Below are 16,253 nucleotides of genomic sequence, written 5' to 3'. Positions count from 1 at the left end.
AGTCTATTGAAGATTCTTCTGTCTATGATGTGGATTCGAGATTACTCGGGTACGATCCACTCTACTTTGAAGTGACCGGTCGCCGGCGCAATTGCTTCCTTCAAGAATGGAAGAATCTCTTTCATTTGGCTTTCTAACTTCCAAGGCGGGTTAATCACGATCATGCCTGATGCTGTCATACCACGCTCGTTGGTGTCTGGTGATACGCCAAGTTCGATTTGTAGAATCTTGTTGATGCCTAAGCCTTCAAGGCCTTCGATCATGTCTTCGATGTCACAACGGTTTACTACCGGGTACCAAATTGCGTAGATACCGGTTGCCCAACGCTTATGGCTTTGAGCGATTGCTGTCACGACATCACGATACTCTTTTGCCAGCTCATAAGGTGGGTCGATCAGTACTAAACCACGACGCTCTTTTGGTGGCAGGCTTCCTTTTAAGCGTTGGAAGCCATCTTCTTTGTAGATAGATACCTGACGGTCGCGGTGGAACTCTTGCTCAAGCAGCGGGTGATCGGCTGGGTGAAGCTCAGTCAGTACCATGCGGTCTTGGTCACGCAGGTGTGCACGTGCAACACGTGGAGAACCCGGGTAGTAACGCAGTTTCTCGCCATTATTGAGAATGGAAATAGACTCAAGGTAGCTTTGAATGTCTTCAGGAAGGTCTGTTTGCTCCCACACACGAGCAATACCTTGCTTGTATTCACCGGTTTTTTCAGACCATTCATGCGTTAAGTCGTAACGACCTACACCAGAGTGAGTGTCATGATAAACAAAAGGCTTATCCTTTTGTTTCAAAGAATTAAGAATAAGGCTCTGTACGATATGCTTTACTACGTCGGCATGGTTACCTGCGTGGAAGCTGTGGCGATAACTTAACAAATTAAACTCTCGTAACACTCTCGAATTAGAGTGTGGTTAGTGTAGGTGGGGTTAATCAGACCATTATAACCCTCAATGGACCATAAATTCTCGAACAATTCAGGGACAGTCGTCAGCTATCTGCAGTTAGTTATTGGTTCTACTATTGAAATTTGCCTTTATGGGCACTATTTAATAACTATTCGCAGGTGATTTTTTAGGGCGAACTTTAGCCTGATGACTGTAAGACGACCTCATTACAAAAAAGACGAAAGTCTCTAAAGCCAAAGGAATGTTTATATGTCTAATCCGCTATTAACCTTCACGGACTTACCTCCGTTTTCACAGATCAAGCCAGAGCACGTAAAGCCTGCAGTTGAGCAAGTGATTGAAGCGTGTCGCAACAAGATAGAACAAGTACTTGAAGGTAATACTTCACCAAGCTGGGACAACCTAGTTGCTCCAATTGAAGAAGTGGATGATCGTTTAGGTCGCATTTGGTCACCTGTAAGCCATATGAACTCTGTCGTGAACAGTGACGAACTGCGTGAAGCGTATGAGAGCTGCTTACCTGTGCTATCTGAATACGGCACTTGGGTTGGCCAACACAAAGGCTTGTTCGAAGCGTATAAAGCGATCAAGGCGAGTGAAGCATTCTCTGCACTGAACCGAGCTCAACAAAAAACTATTACCGACGCACTGCGCGACTTTGAATTGTCGGGCATTGGCTTACCTGCAGATGAACAGCATCGTTACGGCGAGATCAGCAAGCGCCAGTCTGAGTTAGGCTCTCAATTCTCAAATAACGTGCTTGATGCAACCATGGGTTGGAGCAAGCAGATCACAGACGTAGCTGAGCTGGCAGGTATGCCTGAATCAGCACTGGCGGCAGCTCAAGCGGCGGCTGAGTCTAAAGAGCAAGAAGGCTACCTACTGACTTTAGATATCCCATCATACCTACCTGTGATGACCTACTGTGATAACCAAGAACTGCGTAAAGAGCTTTATGAAGCGTACGTAACGCGCGCTTCAGATCGCGGTCCAAACGCAGGTAAGTGGGACAACACTGAGATCATCACCGAGCAACTTAAGCTGCGCCACGAGATCGCGCGCATGCTTGGTTTCAGTACTTACAGCGAAAAATCACTGTCGACTAAGATGGCAGAAACGCCAGACCAAGTGCTTGGCTTCCTAAACGACCTAGCAGTAAAAGCCAAACCGCAAGGTGAGCGAGAAGTTGAAGAGCTACGCCAGTTTGCTGAGAAAGAATTTGGTGTCTCTGAGCTAAACCTGTGGGACATCGCTTACTACAGTGAGAAACAAAAACAGAAACTGTTCGAGATCTCTGATGAAGAGCTTCGTCCTTACTTCCCAGAATCTAATGTGGTTTCAGGTCTGTTTGAGGTACTGAACCGCGTGTTTGGTATGTCGGTAACAGAGCGTCAAGGCGTAGACACTTGGCATGAGTCAGTGCGTTTCTTTGATATCTTTGATGCGACTGGAACACTGCGTGGTAGCTTCTACCTAGATCTATACGCACGTGAACACAAACGTGGTGGCGCTTGGATGGATGACTGTCGTGGTCGTCGCATTACCGAATCTGGCGAGCTACAGACCCCGGTTGCTTACCTAACGTGTAACTTCAATAAGCCAGTTGGTGATAAGCCAGCACTGTTTACTCACGATGAAGTGGTGACCTTGTTCCACGAATTCGGTCACGGTATCCACCACATGCTGACGCAAGTAGAAGCGGGCGCAGTTGCGGGTATCAATGGCGTGCCTTGGGATGCGGTTGAATTACCAAGTCAGTTCCTAGAAAACTGGTGTTGGGAAGAAGAAGCGCTGTCGTTCATCTCTGGTCACTTCGAAACGGGTGAAGCGCTACCAAAAGAGATGCTAGAGAAGATGCTAGCGGCGAAGAACTTCCAATCTGCGATGTTTATCCTGCGTCAGCTAGAGCTTGGTTTGTTCGATTTCACGCTACACACAGAATACGACCCTGAAGTGGGTGCTCGCGTACTAGAAACGCTAGCGGATGTTAAGTCTAAGGTGTCGGTACTGCCAAGCCTAGATTGGAACCGTTTCTCACACAGCTTTGGTCATATCTTTGCTGGTGGTTACAGCGCGGGCTACTACAGCTACCTGTGGGCAGAAGTGCTATCGGCAGATGCGTTCTCAGCATTTGAAGAAGAGGGTATCTTCAACACTGAAACGGGTAATCGCTTCCTGAACAACATCCTTGAAATGGGTGGCAGTGAAGAGCCAATGGAGCTGTTCAAACGCTTCCGTGGTCGTGAGCCACAAATCGACGCAATGCTGCGCCACGCGGGAATCAACGCATAATCACGGTAACTATCTAGTTTATTGCGAAAAGAGCCTCTAGTTAGAGGCTCTTTTTTTGTCTGTGCGTTATGCCAAGCAAGGCGAATCAATGTTATGGATTCACATTGCGGTTGATAGGGTTCTGCAATGAAATCAGTGTCTCTGTCGACTGAACTTCATCGATCGCTTGCAGCTTATCGATCAATACAAACTGCAGCTCTTCTATCGACTTACACATCAGCTTTACAAAGATATTGTAAGCACCAGTGGTGTAGTACGCCTCAACCACTTCGTCTAAGGCATTCAGCTTAGCGATCGCCGAGTGGTAATCTTTGGCAGCATTAAGGTTGATGCCAATAAAGCAACACACGTCGTAACCCAGTTTTTTGGTGTTTACCACAACTTCCGTTCGCTCGATAATGTCTGCCGATCTCATCTTTTCGATGCGAACGTGAATCGTCGCAGGGCTGACATCGAACTGCTTTGCCATTTCAGCGTAAGGAGTTCGTGCATCTTCCATCAAGGTTTTGAGAATGGCACGGTCTAGATCATCTAGACGAGCTGTGGTTGTGGACATGCATAATCCTTAGGTTGAATGAAAAACATACCGGCTTGAGTACACATCATAGCCAAGGGTGATAATATTAGCAGTAACTATAGGGTTAGGGTGAATTCAGTGCGATTTTCGTTATTTTTTATTGTGATGTGTTGGAGTGTTTTTGCTTCAGCTCAGGCAAAAGATGTGTTGGTTATTCACTCTTATCATCAAGGCTTTTTCTGGACAGATGATTTCCATAAAGGACTTTCTGATGAGCTCGATCGCGATGGGTTATCTTACCGGGTTGTTTATCTCGATACCAAGCGAACTCAAAACGCTGAATACTTAGAGCGAATTTATCAGCTATACCGCACTAAGCTGTCGCATGAAGAGTTTGCCGCTGTAGTCGTCAGTGATAATAACGCCCTCAATCTGATGAAACGCTTAGCGCCCGAACTCAATGGCACGCCCGTTATTTTTGGTGGCATCAACAATTTTTCTCCGCAAATGATTGAAGGCTTGCACGCAACCGGTATCACTGAAGATATTGATATGGCGAGCAATATTGAGCTGATCAATCGACTTCAATCGACGGTTAAAAAAGTTTACGTGGTTACCGATCACTCGGTAACGGGTGAAGCTATTCGCGCTCAAGTGGATTTATTTCTACAAAAACGCCCTGAGTTTTCTGGGATGGTGGAGCAATATACGCCTGATTCTTATCAAGAACTGATGACGTTCGCGCAACGCGCTGATCTAACTAAAAGCTTGTTGTTCTGGGCCTACTACCGCGACATCAATGGTCGGGTCAGCAGCAAAGAAGACTGGCGTCAGCTCAACAAAAAAACTCAGATGCCATTGTATATTGTGCATGATTTAGGACTTGGGTTTGGTGCGATTGGTGGCGTGATCCACAGTGGAGAAACGCAAGGTCGAGACACGGGGCGCGTGCTGTTGAGCGTGCTGAACAATCCTAAGGCTCCATTGCCATTGGTGGTTGCTGGCGCGCCAGAAATCAAACTCGATTACCAACAGATCTCACGTTGGGATTTGGGTGCAGAGAATGAAGCCTCAGTAACCTTCCTCAATAAGCCGAAGTCATTCTTAATGCGCTATCGCGATGAAATTCGCACCATCGGTTTAATGTTCTTGAGCATGTCGTGTGTTATCGCGGTGTTGGTGTATTACCTTAACCGTCTGAAGAAGAGCGAACGTGCAAGTCGCCAAAGCCAACGACTGTTGGAGTCGATATTTGATCAGAGCCTGCAATTTATGGGCATCATTGATAAGGGTGGCGTGCTGCTGTCGAGTAACAGCAAGTTACATGAGCTGCTTTATAATCAAGGCTATAAACTGGGAACGCCGCTGCAACAACACCAACATTGGGAAAGTTCTGCGCGAGAAGTGCTAGCCGAATATTTCATCGCAAAAAGTGAGCACCCAGCCTTACGATTTGAAGCCGAGGTGTGGTGTCGAGATCGCGGTGCGATGGTGTTGGATATTTCATTGAAGCCGATGCCGGGCAGTGAAGACGAAGACATTCAGTTTCTCTTTGAGGCGCGCGACGTGACCTCACGTAAGCTTGCTGAGAATAAGCTGTTCCAACGTGAAGCAAACTTGAAGCTGTATTACGACAAACAGCCGGTGATGATGATTACGCTCGATGGCAATAATCGCATTCAACAAGTGAACCAGTTTGCCGAAGAGCTTTTGGGATACCCTCTCGATCAGTTGTTGGGCCATCGCCCTAGAGAATTCTATGTTGATGAGAACGCGATGATTCCTCGTCATATCTTGCTGCAACCTCAGCATAAGATTCGTGGTGTGTGGCGTCGTGATATCGAATATCGCCATGCCGACGGCAGCAAGAGCTGGATTCGTGAAAATATCCGCCCGTTGGTGGAGTCTGATCAGCTGTTGATTGTGGGTGAAGACATCACCGAAACGCACGAGCTTTCTGAAAAGCTAGAGTATCAGGCTCGCTATGACCTACTGACTGACACCTTTAACCGCAACCACTTTGAGCAAGAGCTGCAAAAGGCGCTGAAAGAGGTTGAGAGCCACATGCGAACTCACGCAATGTTGTTCCTAGATTTGGATCAGCTGAAAGTGCTGAACGATACCGCAGGACATGAAGCGGGTGATGCTGCGATCTTGTTTAGCGCCAAACTGCTAGAAGACGTACTGCCTTACAATGCGGTGTTAGCGCGAATGGGTGGTGATGAGTTTGCTGTGCTGATGAAAGACTGTACTGAACGAGATGCGGTGAATGTGTGTCGCAGTATTATCTCGATGATGAGTGAGAATCCATTCTTGTGGGATGATATTCGACTCAACCTGACGTGCTCTATCGGTATTCGATTGATCGACCATACAGCAGCTTCACCACAGATGGTGCACGCTCAGGCGGATGCAGCTTGTCATGCCGCTAAAGAAGAAGGTCGCAATCGCTATCATCTTTACCATCAAGATGATGAAGACCTGCGTCGTCGCCATCTTGAGATGGAGTGCGTTAACCTAGTGCATGAGGCCTTGGCTAACGATCGCTTAGAGTTGTTTGCGCAGCGAATTCTTGGCCTAGATGAAGACAGCGATAAAATGCACTTTGAAATCTTGGTCCGCATCAAGAACATCCAAGGGGAATACATCTCCCCGGGGATCTTCATGCCAGCCTCAGAGCGTTATAACATCGCGCATTTGATTGACCGCCAAGTCGTCAGTCAAACCTTGGGTTGGTTGGAGCAACGCCCTGAGGTTATTGAGGAACTGGGGATGTGTTCAATCAATCTTTCCGGTCACTCGATGGGTAACCGTGAGTTTGTCGAATTTTTGATAGATAGCCTGAGCGATTCATCGATACCGTGTCATAAGATTTGTTTAGAGATCACCGAAACAGCGGCCATGAGTAACATGAAGCAGGCGATCAAGTTCTTCACTCGAATCAAAGAGCTTGGCTGCATGATTGCATTGGATGATTTTGGCTCAGGGCTATCGTCATTTGGCTATCTGAAAAAGCTGCCTGTCGATATTGTGAAGATCGATGGCTTGTTTGTACGTGATATTGATGTGAATGAGATGGACCATGTGATGGTTCGCTCGATCAATGATCTTGCCAAGCAGATGGGCAAGCACACCGTGGCTGAGTTCGTTGAAAATACCCAGATTATCGACAAGCTTATCGAACTGGGTGTGAACTACGCGCAGGGCTACATCATAGGGCGACCTAAGCCACTCGCAGAGCTTGTTGAAGAGTTAAGACAAGAGCGAGAGACAGAGCCATTGGTTTAGGTAAGCCGACTTTAGCTGGGAATACTTTTCACCGCTAATATGTATTGTTGAGGCAATCAGGTAAACTGGTTGCCTCTTTTGTTTTGAATACTACTGTCTGTTGGAGACGACCTTGCAACTACAACTGATTTGCGAAGATGCTACCCAAATCGATCATTTGAATGACTTAGCGACCCGCTGGAACTTATCTCATGATGAAAGCAGCGATTTTGCTTTGGTACTGACTAGTGAGCGACTTGAGCTACGTAAAGTCGATGAGCCCAAGCTTGGCGCTATCTTTGTTGATTTAGTGGGAGGCGCAGTTGGTCACCGACGTAAGTTTGGCGGTGGTAAAGGTCAGGCGATTGCCAAAGCAGCTGGTTTAAACAAAGGCGCAACGCCAACTATTCTTGATGGTACTGCAGGCTTAGGGCGCGATGCGTTTGTGTTGGCTTCTCTAGGTTGTAAGGTGCAAATGGTCGAGCGTCACCCCGTTGTGGCCGCACTGCTTGATGATGGCTTGCAGCGAGCGCAACAAGACCCAGATATCGGTGGTTGGGTAACTGAACGCATGAAGTTGATTCACGCATCCAGTCACGATGCTTTAGACAAGCTCAGTAACGATCCTGACTTTGAACAACCTGATGTGGTGTACCTCGACCCTATGTACCCACACCCAGAGAACAAAAAGAAATCGGCTCTGGTCAAAAAAGAGATGCGCGTATTCCAATCTTTGGTGGGTGCCGATCTGGATGCTGATGGCCTATTTGAGCCAGCGATGAAGTTGGCATCGAAGCGAGTTGTGGTTAAAAGACCGGATTACGCAGCTTGGTTAGACGAGCAAAAACCGAGCATGGCGATCGAAACCAAAAAGAACCGTTTTGACGTCTATGTGAAAGCATCAATGACTTAATTGAAGCATCAATAACTTAGATACACGCTAAGAAAATTTCCCGTCATAAATACGATAAATTGCCATTTAACACTTGCGATAGTCGCGTTACAGATGTATATCTAACTAAGAATCATTATTATTCTTAGCTGGAGTTGAAGCATGGCTAAACGCTTTTGTAAGTTAAACCGTCGAGATATCACCGAACACTTGGGCGAGATCCACAGCTTGGTGACTGAACCTAAGTTCGTGTGTCGTTCTTGCGCGCGTTCTTCGGCGGATCAAGCGAATCTATGCAAACCCACCGCAATTCCACCTCTTGGTTGTCAAAACAAACCCGTTGAAGAGAAAGTCGCATGCGGCCTGCTAGCGGAAACATTACCTGCACCAGAACTGTCGCTTGCGGAAATCAACGAGGCAATTGAACCGAGCGTACAAATGTTCGATCCAGCCGCCGCTGATATGGCCCCTGAGCTTGCCAAAAAAGAAGCCGCACAGAAAAAAGCCAAGCTGAAAAAACTGATGGCGAAGGCGAGCGGCGATGAGAAAGCTGAACTCAAACAAGCGAAGAAAGCGGCGAAGAAACAAGAGAAGTACAACAAAAAGCTCGCGAAGATGATTAAGAAGCAGCAAAAGCTGTTTAAGAAAAGCCAAAAACTGGAAAGTGACCTGGAACGCATCAACCTACAACTTGATGACGTTGCCTTCACTGAAAGTAAGACTCAGGTGGTGAGCCACAATCACATCCACTGAAGTTAATTCGAAGAGCTTATTGCTACACAGATGATTTAAAAAGAGCGACCTACGGTCGCTCTTTTGCTTTCTGGATATTATTTTAAATAAGAATCTTGCTAGTCAAACAAAGCTTATTAGTTAAATACAGCTTGTTAGCTTAACGCGCTAGGCATTGCTAGCATCTCTCGCAACACGCTTCTTCACCCACGTCTCATTGACGAATAAAGAGAATAAGATAACGGCGCCACCAATAGACAAGCGAACCAAATCGACATCTCTGTTCCAAATCAGGATATTCACCACCAGACCAGCAGGAACCAAGGCATTGTTCATCACTGCCAGCGCGCCAGCATTCACCATGCACGCGCCTTTATTCCACATAAAGTAACCCAGCCCCGACGCAATCAAGCCAAGGTAGATCAGGATTCCCCATTGAAGTGTGGTGGTGGGCAGTTTCTCTGGGTTGCCTAGTAGCATGAAAGCCACTGACGCGACACATAGCGCCCCTAAGTAGAAGTAACCAAATACGGTTCGCTGAGGCAACTCGGTCGATTCCTTCTCCATCACCACCTTGTAGCCCACCTGACCGATAGCAAAACAGAGGTTCGCGCCTTGTACGACAAGGAAGCCAACTAAAAAGTTTTCGTTGATGCCTGCGAATTTAATGAATACCGCGCCCAATACCGCAATTGCAGCTGTCACTAAGTACCACGGAGAGAATTGCCCTTTAAGAAAGTCATAAATCAGCGTGACGTAAATTGGCGTGAAAACGGTAAACAAAAGGACTTCAGGAACAGATAGCAGTAAGAAAGACTGATAGTAGAAGCAGTACATCAGGCCAAGCTGGATACCACCAATAGTCATCAATTTAGCGATCAGCTTACGTGATACGCCGCGAAACTTTAGGAAAGGAAGAAATACGACGCCAGCAAGGGCAACACGCATTAAAACAGAGAACCAAGAATCAACCTGACCCGCAAGGTAAACGCCGATCAGGCTAAAGGAGAAGGCCCATAGGAGGGTAACACCAGCTAAATAGCTCATAGTAAAACTTCGTTAATAAGATATGAGCTGTATGTTACCTAACCTTAAATCATTAGTCTTCTGAATCTCTTAGAGGCACGACCAGCATATCAACCGGAGAGGCGTTGATCAGTTGTCGTGTTGAAGAAAGCAGTTTGCTCCAAAAGTCTTGATGGTGACCGCAAACCACGAGATCAACATTGAACTCGTTGATGGTGTCACACAGCTCATGACTCAAATCGCCACTGCCCACCAGGGTATGGGTGATCGGGTATTGAGCGTGCTCCGCAAAATTTTGCAGCTGAATACGAGATGCTTCCATCGCGTTATGTTGCGTTTCGGCCATGTTGATATCAATCAGGCCAGTGTAGAGTTCCGCGTAGTTAATATCGATATGGATAAAAGAGACTTTGGCTTCCAATGGCTTTGCCAGTGCTACCGCTTTATCCACAATTAATTTGCTGTCTTCTGATAAATCGACCGCGACCAAAATATGTTTGTAACTCATATCTCTACCTCCTTTATTCATTGTCTGTTTAAAGATTAGCACTATGCGGTGGCTTTTTTTGCTGAAGTGATCTCATATCCACTGTCTTGCGTAATGACAGCTCGAAATATTGGTTAACTAATGGCCTGCGAGATATTCATTAAAAAGTGATATAGTAGAGAAAATTGAGGATGTAATTAGGAGTCTTAAATGCTGTCAAAAACTATGGTTGAGCAACTGAATGATCAAATTAACCTAGAATTTTTCTCATCCAATCTATACTTACAAATGAGTGCTTGGTGTGAAGACAAAGGATTTGAAGGTGCAGCAGAGTTTCTGCGTGTTCATGCAGTAGAAGAAATGGAACATATGCAGCGTCTTTTCACTTACGTAAGCGAAACAGGTGCAATGCCAATTCTGGGTGCAATTGAAGCACCAAAACACGAATTCGAAAGCCTTGGCGCAGTGTTCCGTGAAACTTATGAACATGAGCAGATGATTACTGAAAAGATCAACAAACTGGCTCACGTTGCTTTCAGCACACAAGACTACTCAACCTTTAACTTCCTGCAATGGTACGTTGCAGAGCAACACGAAGAAGAGAAGTTGTTTAAAGGTGTATTGGATAAGCTAGAACTTGTTGGTGAAGACGGTAAGGCACTGTTCTTTATTGATAAAGACCTAGCGCAATTGGCAAAAGATGGTTCATCTTCAATTATGGAAGCTCCTGCCGTTTAGGTAGTACGAGAAAGACACTGATTATCTTTTTCTTTTGAGTTTTCTTATGAAGATGTAGGGAGGAAAGGATGATCAGCGGCGACACTATTCTATTTGCACTAATGGTTGTGACTTGCGTGAACTGGGCGCGTTATTTTACTGCGCTAAGAACGCTCATTTATATTATGCGAGAAGCGCATCCTCTACTTTATCAACAAGTAGACGGAGGCGGTTTTTTCACAACTCATGGCAATATGACCAAACAGGTTCGTCTGTTTAGTTACATCAAAAGCAAAGAGTATCACCATCACCATGATGAAGTGTTCACTTCCAAGTGTGATCGTGTGAGACAGTTATTCATACTCTCTTCCGCCCTTCTGGGTGTAACGTTGCTGGCTTCTTTCATCGTCTAAGTTATTTAGTGCGTGTGAAGTAGAACTTAGTTTTTGATGTAAAGCTTTGGTTGTTGGTTTGCTAAGCCAAGTCGTGGTTTTGATGTTGTCTGCAAATTGTACAATTGAACATCAATTGCAAAGTTTAAAATTGCCGCTAAAATAGCGAGCAATTAGTAAGGATGTGCTGTTTATGCACATCCTTTTTTATTGATGGCATTTCGAGAACAGGGCGTACTCGGGCTGCAAAAGTGAAGAAAAGCAGAACCACATGAGTGAAAAATTTGATGTAATCGTAATTGGTGCGGGCGCCGCGGGCTTAATGTGTGCTGCGGAAGCTGGTAAACGCGGCCGACGAGTGCTGGTGGTTGATCATGCAAAGAAACCAGGCAGAAAAATTTTAATCTCAGGTGGCGGCCGTTGTAACTTCACTAACTATGATGTTTCAGCCAACAACTTCTTGTGTAACAACCCTCACTTTGTGAAGTCAGCTTTATCTCAATACACCAACTGGGATTTTATCTCGATGGTGAGCAAGTACGGTATAGAGTTCGAAGAGCGAGACCACGGTCAGTTGTTCTGTGTGAATGACCACACCGCAAAAGACATTGTGAGCATGTTGCTTGAAGAGTGTAAGCTGGCGAAAGTTGAACAGCGCTACCGTTGTGACGTTCACTCCATCGAAAAGACGGATATTGGCTTCAAGATGCACCTCAATACCGACCAAGTTGAGTGTGACTCACTGGTAGTAGCGACCGGTGGTTTATCAATGCCTAAGCTGGGCGCAACGCCATTTGGCTACAAGATTGCCGAGCAATTTGGTTTGTCTGTGATGCCAACTACCGCAGGCTTGGTGCCATTCACTCTGCATAAAGAAGATAAAGAAGCTTTCGCTGAGCTTTCTGGCATCGCAATTCCTGCCGAGATCACCGCGCAAGACGGAACCTTGTTCAAAGAAGCGTTGCTCTTTACCCACCGCGGCCTATCGGGTCCTTCAGTTCTGCAAATTTCTTCGTTCTGGAAAGCGGGTCAGTCGGTTTCGATTAATCTAGTACCTGAAGTCGATTTAGCTGAGTTGCTGGCTAACTCTCGCGAGAAGCACCCAAATCAGAGCCTGAAAAATACCTTGGCGAAAGCACTACCGAAGCGTTTTGTGGAAGTGTTGATTGATCGTAAAGAGCTGGAAGACAAGCCGCTTAAGCAGTTCAATGAAAAACAGCTGAATGATATCGTAGAGCACCTAGAAAATTGGAAAATCGCGCCAAACGGTACCGAAGGCTACCGAACGGCCGAAGTAACTCTAGGCGGCGTGGACACCAATCACCTATCTTCAAAAACCATGGAATGTAAGAGCGTCTCTGGCCTCTACTTCATCGGTGAAGTGATGGACGTAACAGGCTGGCTTGGAGGTTATAACTTCCAGTGGTGCTGGAGTTCTGGCTTTGCAGCAGGTCAGTGGGTTTAAGCTTACCCATAGATTTAAAATTACATAAAAATGGCGAGTCATACGACTCGCCATTTTTGTATCTAGTTTAGAGTTAAAAGTAACTCAATTGATGACTTTCTCGATCAATCGAGTCTTTTCGCTCTTATTTACGCAGTTTTGTTTTTTGAAAATTTGATCTGCTGAACCACTAAACCAGCAATGATCAGTACCAAGCCAAACAGTGTCGCTGGGTGAATTTCTTCGCCGATAATCGTGGAAAGTAGCATCAACGAGATAAATGGTGATGCGAAAATCAGGTTGCTGATACGAGCTGTGTTGTTGGTTAGCTTGAGTGCTGATAACCACAATACAAAGGTAATGCCCATCTCGAATAGACCAACGTAAGTCACCGCCATCCAACCCTTCGCCGTAATTTGGCTAAAGCTTTCGCCCTCAAAAATGGTTAAACCGATCGCGAAGGGTAATGCCACTAAGAATCCAAGCAGTACCCCCACCACGGGATCAGCCTTGTTTTTGGTGTTGAGAATCCAGTATCCCGCCCAAAGCAAAGTTGAAAGCAGCGCTAGCGCCACACCGAGTGGGCTATCGAACTGCATGCCTAACACGTCGCCTTTGGTCGCAATAACTACCACACCCGCATAGCTGAAGGTACACGCAATCCAATCTTGTTTACGAATCTTTTGCCCTAGAAAAACCGCTGCCATTAAGGTTAGCGTGATCGCCCAGCTGTAGTTGATGGCTTGAGCTTGTGAAGCGGGAAGCAGGTCGTATGCTTTGAATAGAATCAGGTAATAGGCCAATGGGTTGACCAAGCCGAGCAGTAAGTAATACCAAGGGTTTGAAAGGAACGTAGTACTCAGCTGAGAAAGCTTGCCCTGAAAGGCGCAGACTGCGATCAGCGCAATCGACGACACAATGCTAGCGATAGTCAGCATTTGAATAGGTGAAAACTCAGCAAGGGTCAGCTTAAAAGCAGTAGCGACCGTTGACCACAGCAGTACTGCGGAAAGGCCAAAGCCTAAGGCACGACGTTCGTTCATGGCAACTCATTCTAATTTGATGGGACAGAATACGGAGCGCCTAGTCTATCTGTCGAATTTTAATACGGCAAACTGGACATTTATCCAGTATCAAAATACCATTTAATGAGTTATTTCCAATTAGGCTAAATCATTATCATGCAATGGATTATCGAACATCAGGCAACGCTTATTGCTGCAATTTCTGGCGCGCTCGTCAGCGGTGGCGTCGTGGGTTGGTGGATTAAACAGAAGCTCTCTTTTCAGCAGCGATTGCTCGAGCAGCAGCTAGAGTCCGATCGTTTGTTGCATGAATCTCAGCAAGCTCAGCTCAAATCATCACTCGTAGAGGCGCAACAAGAACTCAATGAGTTAGATGATGACCGAGACAAAGCGGCATTCGAGCTCAAGCAAGCACACGGTAAGGTGATGGCTGCGATGGAAAAGCTGCGCTACTTTGAGGCGGTAAAGCAAGAGCGCCAGCAGTACGCTGATGAGATCAATGTGCTGAAAGACCATAAATCTGAATTGGAAGCCGAACTGCGCGAACAAGAAGCAAGGCATGATCAAGAAAACCTCGCCAATAGCGAAAAGCTGCAGTTGCTAGAACAAGCTGAATCTCGACTTAAGCAGCAGTTTGAATTGTTAGCGAACCAACTTTTTGAGAGTAAAACCGCCAAGGTCGATCAGCAGAACAAGCAGAGCCTAGAAGGTTTGTTGTCTCCACTAAGAGAGCAGTTGGAAGGCTTTAAGAAACAAGTGAACGACAGCTTCAGCCAAGAAGCCAAAGAGCGTCATACTTTGGTGCATGAGCTTAAAAACCTGCAACGTCTTAATGAGAGTATGACGCGTGAAGCGGTGAACCTGACTCAAGCGCTAAAGGGTGACAACAAACAACAAGGTAACTGGGGCGAGGTGGTGCTGGCTCGCGTGCTTGCTGAATCAGGACTGCGCGAAGGCCACGAATACCAAACGCAAGTGAACCTGCAAAACGATGCGGGCAAGCGTTATCAACCGGATGTGATTGTGCATCTGCCACAAGATAAGCAAGTGGTGGTCGATTCCAAAATGGCGTTGGTGGCATTTGAACGCTACTTCAATGCCGAAACCGACCAGCAGCGTGATGCTGCATTGCGTGATCACTTGGTGTCGTTAAGAGCGCACATCAAAGGTTTGAGCCAGAAAGATTATCATCAGCTCAAAGGCATCCAAAGCTTGGATTACGTGTTGATGTTTATCCCGGTTGAGCCAGCATTCCAAGTCGCTATTCAAGCCGACCCTAGCTTGGTGAAAGACGCGATGGAGCAAAATATCATCTTGGTCAGCCCAACGACCTTGCTGGTGGCACTGCGTACCATTGATAACCTGTGGCGTAATGAAAGACAGAACCAGAACGCTCAAGTCATCGCAGAGCGTGCAAGTAAGCTTTACGACAAACTGCGCTTGTTTGTGGATGATATGGAAGGCCTTGGTAGCTCGTTAGATAGAGCCAACCAAAGCTATCAAGGTGCGATGAATAAGCTAGTAACAGGCCGTGGCAACGTGATTCGTCAGGCCGAAAGCTTCAAGCAATTGGGTGTTGAAGTGAAGAAACCGATCTCGATTGGTTTGGCTGAAATGGCGCAAAATGAGGCTTTTTCAGAAAATGCCTCCTTAGTAGAAAGACAACCTGCTGAGGATAAAGTAAACTAATCGGCCGCAGCGCCTCTAAACACAAAGAGCGCTGTCGATGAGAACTTACCATGGTAGATAACAGCATTATGGACACAAGCGTGCAGACAAATTCAGCAGTAGAGTCAGAAACCACACACTTTGGTTTCGAAACAGTCGCAAAAGACGAAAAAGTCGCGAAAGTAGCAGAGGTATTTCACTCTGTAGCCGCTAAATACGACATCATGAATGACTTAATGTCGGGTGGTGTTCACCGCTTGTGGAAGCGATTCACGATTGATTGCAGTGGCGTTCGCCCTGGTCAGCGTATCCTAGATCTTGGTGGTGGTACTGGCGACCTTACTGCGAAATTCTCGCGTATCGTTGGTGAAAAAGGCCACGTGGTTCTTGCTGATATCAACAACTCAATGCTGAATGTTGGCCGTGATAAGCTGCGTGATAGCGGCATTGTTGGCAACGTACACTACGTACAAGCGAACGCTGAAGAGTTGCCATTCCCAGATAACTACTTCGATTGCATTACGATCAGCTTCTGTCTGCGTAACGTAACCGATAAAGACCAAGCGCTGCGTTCTATGTACCGCGTACTTAAGCCGGGTGGCCGTCTGTTGGTTCTTGAGTTTTCTAAGCCAGTGCTTGAGCCACTATCAAAGGTTTACGATGCCTACTCTTTCCACCTGTTGCCAAAAATGGGTGAGCTGATTGCCAACGACGCAGACAGCTATCGTTACCTTGCAGAATCAATCCGCATGCACCCAAATCAAGAGACTTTGGAAGGCATGATGCAGGAAGCGGGTTTCGAGAATACTAAATACTTCAACCTAACGGGCGGCATTGTTGCGCTGCACCGCGGTTACAAGTTCTAGTCGAACTTGGTAGCAGG

General features: G+C 46.4%; 14 protein-coding genes. 9 read left to right on the top strand and 5 right to left on the bottom strand.

What is annotated here, in order from left to right; genetic code table 11:
* Positions 1–41 precede the first annotated feature (41 nt).
* Positions 42–881 carry a 23S rRNA (adenine(2030)-N(6))-methyltransferase RlmJ gene (locus tag AB4351_RS05580; protein ID WP_137002170.1) on the bottom strand — a complete coding sequence of 280 codons (840 nt, stop codon included), beginning with the start codon at positions 879–881 and terminating at the stop codon, positions 42–44.
* A gap of 279 nt (positions 882–1,160) precedes the next feature.
* Between AB4351_RS05580 and prlC the strand changes: the two genes are divergently transcribed.
* Positions 1,161–3,203 (top strand): oligopeptidase A, encoded by a 2,043-nt coding sequence (prlC, locus tag AB4351_RS05575; RefSeq protein ID WP_017071475.1) that lies wholly within the window; start codon positions 1,161–1,163, stop codon positions 3,201–3,203.
* 91 nt (positions 3,204–3,294) lie between these two features.
* Here prlC and asnC read toward each other — a convergent pair whose 3' ends face one another.
* The gene (gene asnC / locus AB4351_RS05570; RefSeq protein WP_008218581.1) at positions 3,295–3,759 is read right to left on the bottom strand and encodes a transcriptional regulator AsnC; all 465 of its coding nucleotides are present in this window, start codon (positions 3,757–3,759) and stop codon (positions 3,295–3,297) included.
* A gap of 126 nt (positions 3,760–3,885) precedes the next feature.
* On the opposite strand from asnC, the gene AB4351_RS05565 reads away from it, so the two are divergent.
* From AB4351_RS05565 to AB4351_RS05555, 3 genes are all read left to right on the top strand, one after another.
* A complete protein-coding gene (locus AB4351_RS05565; RefSeq protein ID WP_372051201.1) occupies positions 3,886–7,008 on the top strand; it encodes an EAL domain-containing protein in 3,123 nt (1,040 codons plus the stop codon).
* A gap of 112 nt (positions 7,009–7,120) precedes the next feature.
* Positions 7,121–7,900, top strand: a complete 780-nt coding sequence (locus AB4351_RS05560) for a class I SAM-dependent methyltransferase (protein ID WP_017063046.1) — start codon at positions 7,121–7,123, stop codon at positions 7,898–7,900.
* 141 nt (positions 7,901–8,041) lie between these two features.
* Positions 8,042–8,632: a hypothetical protein gene (locus AB4351_RS05555; protein ID WP_102394321.1), complete on the top strand. Its 591-nt coding sequence runs from the start codon at positions 8,042–8,044 to the stop codon at positions 8,630–8,632.
* A 147-nt stretch (positions 8,633–8,779) separates the two neighbouring features.
* On the opposite strand, the gene AB4351_RS05550 is transcribed toward AB4351_RS05555, so the two are convergent.
* Together AB4351_RS05550 and uspA are read right to left on the bottom strand one after the other, a co-directional pair.
* Complete coding sequence (locus AB4351_RS05550) at positions 8,780–9,658, bottom strand: carboxylate/amino acid/amine transporter (RefSeq protein ID WP_372125325.1); 879 nt, start codon at positions 9,656–9,658, stop codon at positions 8,780–8,782.
* A gap of 52 nt (positions 9,659–9,710) precedes the next feature.
* A complete protein-coding gene (uspA, locus tag AB4351_RS05545) occupies positions 9,711–10,145 on the bottom strand; it encodes a universal stress protein UspA (protein WP_017060149.1) in 435 nt (144 codons plus the stop codon).
* Between the two features lie 189 nt (positions 10,146–10,334).
* On the opposite strand from uspA, the gene ftnA reads away from it, so the two are divergent.
* The 3 genes from ftnA (at position 10,335) to AB4351_RS05530 (ending at position 12,698) form a co-directional block, all read left to right on the top strand.
* Positions 10,335–10,862, top strand: a complete 528-nt coding sequence (gene ftnA, locus AB4351_RS05540; RefSeq protein ID WP_017066029.1) for a non-heme ferritin — start codon at positions 10,335–10,337, stop codon at positions 10,860–10,862.
* Positions 10,863–10,930: 68 nt separating this feature from the next.
* Entirely contained in the window at positions 10,931–11,254 is a 324-nt protein-coding gene (gene uspB / locus AB4351_RS05535) for a universal stress protein UspB (RefSeq protein WP_048661272.1), read from the top strand.
* Between the two features lie 250 nt (positions 11,255–11,504).
* The gene (locus AB4351_RS05530) at positions 11,505–12,698 is read left to right on the top strand and encodes an NAD(P)/FAD-dependent oxidoreductase (protein WP_213864798.1); all 1,194 of its coding nucleotides are present in this window, start codon (positions 11,505–11,507) and stop codon (positions 12,696–12,698) included.
* A 128-nt stretch (positions 12,699–12,826) separates the two neighbouring features.
* Here the strand turns inward: AB4351_RS05530 and AB4351_RS05525 are convergent, their stop codons facing one another.
* On the bottom strand, positions 12,827–13,720 hold the full coding sequence (locus tag AB4351_RS05525; RefSeq protein WP_102432216.1) for a DMT family transporter: 894 nt from the start codon (positions 13,718–13,720) through the stop codon (positions 12,827–12,829).
* Positions 13,721–13,858: 138 nt separating this feature from the next.
* Between AB4351_RS05525 and rmuC the strand changes: the two genes are divergently transcribed.
* Together rmuC and ubiE are read left to right on the top strand one after the other, a co-directional pair.
* Positions 13,859–15,391 carry a DNA recombination protein RmuC gene (rmuC, locus tag AB4351_RS05520; protein ID WP_371713829.1) on the top strand — a complete coding sequence of 511 codons (1,533 nt, stop codon included), beginning with the start codon at positions 13,859–13,861 and terminating at the stop codon, positions 15,389–15,391.
* 65 nt (positions 15,392–15,456) lie between these two features.
* A complete protein-coding gene (ubiE, locus tag AB4351_RS05515; protein WP_026012235.1) occupies positions 15,457–16,236 on the top strand; it encodes a bifunctional demethylmenaquinone methyltransferase/2-methoxy-6-polyprenyl-1,4-benzoquinol methylase UbiE in 780 nt (259 codons plus the stop codon).
* The last annotated feature ends 17 nt before the right edge of the window (positions 16,237–16,253 follow it).

Origin of the sequence: Vibrio sp. 10N.261.51.F11 (genome assembly GCF_041471665.1) — a bacterium.
GTDB classification, from domain to species: Bacteria; Pseudomonadota; Gammaproteobacteria; order Enterobacterales; family Vibrionaceae; genus Vibrio; species Vibrio crassostreae_C.
Note: the sequence above shows the minus strand (reverse complement) of the source record. Positions and strands in the feature narration are given on the sequence as shown.

Coding starts and splice junctions, on each gene's coding strand:
- prlC (WP_017071475.1), top strand. CDS start 1,161: ATGTCTAATCCGCTATTAACCTTCACGGACTTACCTCCGTTTTCACAG.
- asnC (WP_008218581.1), bottom strand. CDS start 3,759: ATGTCCACAACCACAGCTCGTCTAGATGATCTAGACCGTGCCATTCTC.
- AB4351_RS05565 (WP_372051201.1), top strand. CDS start 3,886: ATGTGTTGGAGTGTTTTTGCTTCAGCTCAGGCAAAAGATGTGTTGGTT.
- AB4351_RS05555 (WP_102394321.1), top strand. CDS start 8,042: ATGGCTAAACGCTTTTGTAAGTTAAACCGTCGAGATATCACCGAACAC.
- AB4351_RS05550 (WP_372125325.1), bottom strand. CDS start 9,658: ATGAGCTATTTAGCTGGTGTTACCCTCCTATGGGCCTTCTCCTTTAGC.
- uspA (WP_017060149.1), bottom strand. CDS start 10,145: ATGAGTTACAAACATATTTTGGTCGCGGTCGATTTATCAGAAGACAGC.
- ftnA (WP_017066029.1), top strand. CDS start 10,335: ATGCTGTCAAAAACTATGGTTGAGCAACTGAATGATCAAATTAACCTA.
- uspB (WP_048661272.1), top strand. CDS start 10,931: ATGATCAGCGGCGACACTATTCTATTTGCACTAATGGTTGTGACTTGC.
- AB4351_RS05530 (WP_213864798.1), top strand. CDS start 11,505: ATGAGTGAAAAATTTGATGTAATCGTAATTGGTGCGGGCGCCGCGGGC.
- AB4351_RS05525 (WP_102432216.1), bottom strand. CDS start 13,720: ATGAACGAACGTCGTGCCTTAGGCTTTGGCCTTTCCGCAGTACTGCTG.
- rmuC (WP_371713829.1), top strand. CDS start 13,859: ATGCAATGGATTATCGAACATCAGGCAACGCTTATTGCTGCAATTTCT.